This window comes from Nonomuraea lactucae, assembly GCF_003313395.1.
Classification (GTDB): domain Bacteria; phylum Actinomycetota; class Actinomycetes; order Streptosporangiales; family Streptosporangiaceae; genus Nonomuraea; species Nonomuraea lactucae.
Map to the genome: position 1 here is coordinate 1 of NZ_QNFZ01000144.1, position 5,851 is coordinate 5,851.

At 72.4% G+C, this 5,851-nt stretch carries 7 protein-coding genes; 2 read left to right on the plus strand and 5 right to left on the minus strand.

Features of this window, described 5'->3' with window-relative positions:
* From DQW85_RS09760 to DQW85_RS09770, 3 genes are all read right to left on the minus strand, one after another.
* The coding region (locus DQW85_RS09760; protein WP_162794865.1) for a histidine phosphatase family protein at positions 1 to 208 on the minus strand (208 nt) is incomplete at its 3' end.
* Between the two features lie 34 nt (positions 209 to 242).
* On the minus strand, positions 243 to 1,316 hold the full coding sequence (locus tag DQW85_RS09765; RefSeq protein ID WP_113700037.1) for an ABC transporter substrate-binding protein: 1,074 nt from the start codon (positions 1,314 to 1,316) through the stop codon (positions 243 to 245).
* 105 nt (positions 1,317 to 1,421) lie between these two features.
* A complete protein-coding gene (locus tag DQW85_RS09770; RefSeq protein ID WP_240197060.1) occupies positions 1,422 to 2,402 on the minus strand; it encodes a LacI family DNA-binding transcriptional regulator in 981 nt (326 codons plus the stop codon).
* A 114-nt stretch (positions 2,403 to 2,516) separates the two neighbouring features.
* Here DQW85_RS09770 and DQW85_RS09775 point away from each other — a divergent pair, with 114 nt between their 5' ends.
* Positions 2,517 to 3,203: a hypothetical protein gene (locus DQW85_RS09775; RefSeq protein WP_162794866.1), complete on the plus strand. Its 687-nt coding sequence runs from the start codon at positions 2,517 to 2,519 to the stop codon at positions 3,201 to 3,203.
* Here the strand turns inward: DQW85_RS09775 and DQW85_RS09780 are convergent.
* Together DQW85_RS09780 and DQW85_RS09785 are read right to left on the minus strand one after the other, a co-directional pair.
* Positions 3,181 to 3,816, minus strand: coding sequence for a cysteine dioxygenase (locus DQW85_RS09780; protein WP_240197061.1), 636 nt, complete (start codon positions 3,814 to 3,816; stop codon positions 3,181 to 3,183). The two genes, DQW85_RS09775 and DQW85_RS09780, sit on opposite strands and share 23 nt — an antisense overlap.
* Positions 3,813 to 4,679 carry an amidohydrolase family protein gene (locus tag DQW85_RS09785; RefSeq protein ID WP_113700040.1) on the minus strand — a complete coding sequence of 289 codons (867 nt, stop codon included), beginning with the start codon at positions 4,677 to 4,679 and terminating at the stop codon, positions 3,813 to 3,815. Before DQW85_RS09785 ends, DQW85_RS09780 begins: the two co-directional genes overlap by 4 nt.
* 188 nt (positions 4,680 to 4,867) lie before the next feature.
* On the opposite strand from DQW85_RS09785, the gene DQW85_RS09790 reads away from it, so the two are divergent.
* A partial coding sequence (locus DQW85_RS09790; protein WP_162794867.1) for a LacI family DNA-binding transcriptional regulator occupies positions 4,868 to 5,851 on the plus strand: 984 nt, incomplete at its 3' end.

The window sequence follows — 5,851 nt, forward strand, 5'->3', positions numbered from 1 at the left end:
CCGCGCGGGCGCTGGCCGACGCGGTGACCGCGGCCCGGCTCAGCGTGGAGGCCCTGACGGCGGACAGCCCGGCGGAGGCGGACCAGGCGGCGAGCCGCTCGGCCTGGGCGTGCCCGCGCGGGGTCAGCTCGACGTCGCTGAGCCCGGCGTAGCGGTTCTCGGCGTGCCAGACGGTCTCGCCATGGCGTACGAGCACGAGCGTGGTCATCGTGAGGTCCTCTCCCGGGGGCCTGGGCGGGGGGTCACTTGATGCCGAGCTCGGCGCAGTCCTCGGCGTACTCGCCCGTGCAGGCGTCCGAGGCCTTCATGATCCCGCTCCTGAACAGCACCTCGTTGATGTTCTTCCTGGTCACGACGGTGGGGACGAACAGCTCCGCCGGGGTCTCGTACAGCATGGTCATGCCGGGCGGCCTCTCGCCCCGCATGAACTCGTAGGCCACGTTCGCCGAGGCCTCGGCCACGACCTTGATCGGCTTGGAGATGGTGTTGTACTGCTCGCCCGCGATGATGCGCTGCGCCGCGTCCAGCTCGGCGTCGTTGCCGGTGACCGGCGGCACCCTCACGCCCGCCTTCTTGAACGCGGCGATGGCGCCGCCACCGGTGCCGTCGTTGGCCGCCACCACCCCCGCGATCTTGTCGCCGAAGCGGGGGATCTGGAGGCTGACCCAGCTCTGGGCCTTCTCCGGGCGCCAGCCGGGGGTGTCGTACTCGGCCAGCCGCCGGAAGCCGCTCGGGCCGATCACGTCGTTGACCCCCTTCCTGAGCTGGGCGGCGGCGGAGTCCTTGGGGGACCCGTTGACCTGTAGCAGCCCGCCCAGGGCGCCCCGCTGCTTGAGGTGGTCGACGAGCGACTGGGCGATCATGGCGCCGATCTTCTCATTGTCGAACGAGACGTAGTAGTCGGCGGGCACGGAGGTGACCAGGCGGTCATAGGCGATGACCGGCACTCCCCGCGCCTGGGCCCACTTGACGATGACCCCCGCGGCGGCCGAGTCGACCGGGTCGAGGACGAGGGCTTTGACGCCCTCCGCCAGCGTCGAACGGGCCTGCCGCTGCTGCGTGGCATCGTCGGCCTCGGCGTTGTGGTAGATGACCGTGCAGCTCGGGCAGAGCCGCTTCATCCGGGCCTCGAACAGCGGTTTGTCGGCGAGATCGTACCTGGTCGAGGCACGGTCGGGCATGAGGAAGGCCACCTTGGCGTTCTCCACGCCGCCGGCCGAGCCGGTGTCGCCGCCGCCCGCGCAGCCCCCCAGGGCCGCGGTCGTCACGAGTGCCGCCGCGGCGGACACGGAGTTCCGCTTCTTCGCACCGTTCACGGGATCTTCCTCACCTCGCGCCCCCTTCTCCCCGAAATGCCACAGACGGACCTGTTCACACCTGGGGGCCCGTGCCGTGGTGCGCTTCGGGCGCGGGACCGCCGGTCAGGGCGGCAGTTCGCCCGAGCCCCGGGGCACGATCCGCACCGGCAGCCTCAGGTGCTCCGCCGGGCCGCTCTCGCCCGAAAGGCGGCGGAACAGCAGCTCCGCGGCGATCCTGCCCATCCCGAAGGGGTCCTGCGCCACCACGGTCACGCCCGGCCGGAGCAGGTCGGCCAGCTCGAAGTCGTCGAACCCGATCAGCGCCATCGGCCGCCCCGCCAGTGCGCGCAGCGCGGTCACCGTGAGCCTGCCGTTCCCCGTGAACAGGGCGGTGGGCGGCTCGTCGAGGGCGAGCATGCGATCCAGGTCCGCCCGCACCCCCTCCGGCGACGGCACCCGCATCGAGACGAGGCGCTCGTCGAACAGCCGCCCCATCGTGTCGCGGTAGCCGTGCAGCCTCCGCGCGGCGGTGAAGATCGACGGCCGGTCGCCGAGGAACGCGATCCGGCGATGCCCGTGGGAGAGGAGGTGGCGGGTGGCCAGCCGGGCGCCGCCCGCGTTGTCGCAGAGCACGGTGTCCACGTCCAGGCCGGGCCCCGGCGGCCGGTCCACGAACACGGCCGGCGTGCCCGCCTCCAGCTCGGGCCGCAGGAACGAGTGGTCCTCCCCGGCGGGCACCACGATCAGCCCGTCCACCCGGCGCGCGCAGAACGTGAGCACCAGCTCGCGCTCCCTGGCCGGCTCCTCGCTGGACGAGCCGCTCAGCAGCAGGCAGCCGCGGCTGATCGCCACGTCCTCCACCGCGCGGCTCAGCGTCGAGTAGAACGGGTCGGCGACGTCCTCGATGACCAGGCCGACGGTCGACGTCCGCCCCCTGCGCAGCACCCGCGCGCTCTCGTTGCGGCTGTAGCCCAGCCTCGTGATGGCCTCGCGCACCCGCTCCGCGGTGGCGGGGTTTACGCCAGGCTCGCCGTTGACGACCCTTGACACGGTTTTGAGCGCCACGCCCGCGACGGAGGCGACGTCCTTCATCGTCGGTCTCACGCCTGGATCATGTCCCATGTCGAACGTATAGACAACGTTGTCACACCATATGTCAGCGTAAGTGATGCTTGCCCCGCCCGCCGGTCCGCCTGATACCTTAGGTAAGGCTTACCTATGGCAGCGGGGGAAGGGGCTTCCGGCGTGGTGACCGAGGTGCTCGACCGGGTGGCCGCCGAGCGCGGCGGGGTGATCGGGCTGGAGCCCGGCCTGACCGTCTCGCCCGACGACAGCTGGACACCCGCCGCCGAGCTGGTCCGCCCGCCGTACACGCTGCTGGGGGAGCTGGTCGGCGAGACGGCCGCCCGCTGGAACGCGCCCCGCCACGTGGGGGCCACGCTGTTCTGGAAGACCTACACCTACTGGCACACGATGCCGATGGCGCTCGGCTGGGCGCTGGACGCGCCCGTCCCGCTCATGCCGCTCGCCGACACCTACTTTAAGGTGTCGGAGGCCGGGGTGACGATCGCCGCCTCCCGGCTGCGCTGGGGCGCGGGCGCCGCCGCCATCCGCGAGGGGCTCGCCGAGTCGCAGGAGCCCCTGGTACGCGTCATCAGCGCGATGGCGAAGGTGAGCGAGCGAAACCTCTGGGGATCGACCGCGGAGGCGCTCGCCCACCCGCTGACCGGCGTGGTCCCCGGCGACTACATGGAGCTGCTGAGGGAGGTCGGCCGGCCCGTCGACGGGCTGATCGAGCCCGCCGAGGGGGGATACTTCCGCAGGACCTGCTGCCTGTGGGTCACGTTGCCCGAGGTGGAGCCCTGCGGAAGCTGCTGCGTGCTCAGGCCACGGCGTCGTCCATAGGCCGCAGTCCCGAGCCGTCGGCGGGCCGCGCCGCGCCGCCGTCCTGGGGGAGCGGCACGGCGTCGTCCAGGGGCCGCAGCTCGTCGGCGTAGCTGACCGAGACGCGGCGCATCACGCCCGTGCCGTCGATCGAGTACTGGCCGAGCCGCCACAGCGGCGGCGAGTAGGCGTGGATCGAGACGCTGCCGTCCACGGCCCCGGTGAGCCGGTGGATGTGGTCCGGCCCGAACGAGAACGACTGGCCCTCGGTCACCACCGTTTCCAGGTGCTCGCCGCCGATGCGCGGATTGCACTCCAGCAGCGTCCCCCGCACCACGTGCACCGCTCCCGAGGAGATGTCGTGGTCGTGCCAGCCGGTGTCGTCCTCGGGCCGCCAGCACAGCAGCCAGACGTCGACGTACGCGTCCCGGTAGAGCGAGGCGTAGTGGCGCCCGCCCTCCTCGGGGAAGTCCACGTGCTCCGCCCATTCCTCCGGGTGGGTGGCCAGGTCGTTCACCAGGTCGCGCAGCTCGCGCCTGTCGAGCGTGCGCTCCGGGAGCCGCGCACAGGCGCCCCCGTCCTGGATCAGTTGGCTGCCGCCGTGTTCGATGGCGCGCTCGCCGGTCTCGGTCACGTTCGAGTCTCCTTTCTGCCGAGTAGACGACGGGGGTTGGTGACCCGGATGGCGTGCGCGGCGGCCTCGCCGAGTCCGGGGTCGGGTGCGGTGGCGTAGGGGGCGTCCGAGCCGTTGACGACGACGTCGACGCCCAGCTCGCGGACGATCGCGTCGATCGCGCGCGGGCCGTAGGAGGAGGTCTCCACGTAGAAGCCGGGGTCGACCAGGCCGCGGCCGGTGCCGCCCCGGGCGATCAGCCGTTCGGAGTGGAGCGGGGCCAGGCCCGCCAGCAGCGCGAAGCACACGCGCAGCCTCGGGTGCCGGGGGCGGACCACGGCGTGGAAGTAGTGCCAGGACGCGTGCATCTGCTGCACGTACGGCACGAGCGCGGGCCACCACGGCGGCGTGCCCGCCCGGGGCTCCGGCGCGGCGGGGCCGGGGTGGACGAACAGCGGCAGGTCGCGCTCGGTGAGCACCCCGAGGAGCCGGTCGTCCGGAACGGCCGTGGCGGGGATCTGGAGCCCGGCGAAGCCCCGGTCGAGGTCCTTGGCCAGGCGCTCGGGTTCGGGGTCGCTGTGGCAGGTGGCGGCCCAGGCCCCGAACGGCTCGCCCAGGCCGAGCGCGCCCTCGTGGTAGGCGTCGAGGACCGGCCAGGACTCCTCGGGAGGCAGGAACTCGATGCCGAGCGGGCTGGAGAGCGAGACCAGGGCCACCTCCAGGCCCGTGGTGTCGCGGGTCTCGTGGTCGGCGGGATCGACCTCGTAGGGGGGTTCGCCGTCGAGGAGCAGGGTCCAGCCGTCGAGGCGCGGCGGCGACGTGCGGGCGCGCAGCGCTTCGACGAACGAGCGGGTCCACACGTGCTGGTGCACGTCGATGGTCACGGAAGCCCTCCTCCCTGTATTTCCTACTGACTTTATCGGTTAGATGGCCGTTGTGCTGAATCCGTTCGGTGAAGCGATTCAGTGATACGGTTCAGTGAACCGCTTCACCCCGGTTCGTGTCAACGCGGTCGCGGTGCCGTAACGCTCGCTTTCCCGATTGTGTCGGCGCGACGCAATAGGCTGGCTCAATGCCCCGGAAGAGAGCGACGATCCGGGAAGTGGCCCAGGCGACGGGGCTCTCCCCGGCGGCCGTTTCCTACGCGCTGCGCGGCCTTCAGGTCTCCGAGGAGACCATGGAGCGGGTCCGCGCCGCCGCAGCCGAGCTCGGCTACGAGGCCGACCCCATCGCCAGGGCGCTGGCCAGCGGGCGCACCGGCATGATCGGGCTGCTCTGCGGCTCCCTCGAAGACTTCTGGCAGCAGTCCCTGGCCGTCGGCATCAGCAGGGGCCTGCGCGAGAAGGACCGCTACGCGCTGATCGTCGACGCCGTGGGCGATCCGGCCCGCGAGCGGGTGCTGGCCCAGCAGCTACGCGACCAGCGCGTCGACGGCATGATCGTGCAGCCGCTCGACCCGGCGGCGGCCTTCTGGCCCGAGCTGTGCGAGTCCGTGCCCGTCGTGGCGATCGGCGACTCCCTGCCCGGCACCGCGGCCGAGGTCGTCTTCGACAACCGGCGCGGCGTCACGCTCGCGCTCGAGCACCTCCAGGGGCTGGGGCACCGGCGCGTCGCCGTCCTCACCCCGACCTGGACCAGCACCCCCGACCGGCCCGCCGACGTCCACGTCACGGCCGAGGCCGACCGCCTCGGGCTCGACATCACCGTGGCCACCGCCTCCCACGGGCTCGCGGCGGCCACGCGAGCCGCCCACCAGGTCCTTCACGACGTCCGGCCGAGCGCCGTGTTCTGCTTCGCCGACTCGATCGCCTACGGGGTCTACGCGGCGGCGGCGGAGCTGGGTCTGTCGATCCCCGGCGACGTGTCGGTCCTGGGATACGACGACCACCCCATGTCGGGACTCCTCACGCCGGGCCTCACCACCGTCGACTGGGACATCGACGGCATCATGCGGGCCGCCGTCCGCCTGGTGACGGCGGCGGCCGACGGCAGCGCCCGCCGCCGGCGCGTCGTCCAGCAACCCACGCTGCGCGAACGCGGCTCGGTCAGCCCGCCC

Excerpts from the sequence above, each read along its gene's own strand:
- DQW85_RS09775 (WP_162794866.1), top strand. The coding sequence starts at position 2,517 with ATGGCAGCGGGGGAAGGGGCTTCCGGCGTGGTGACCGAGGTGCTCGAC.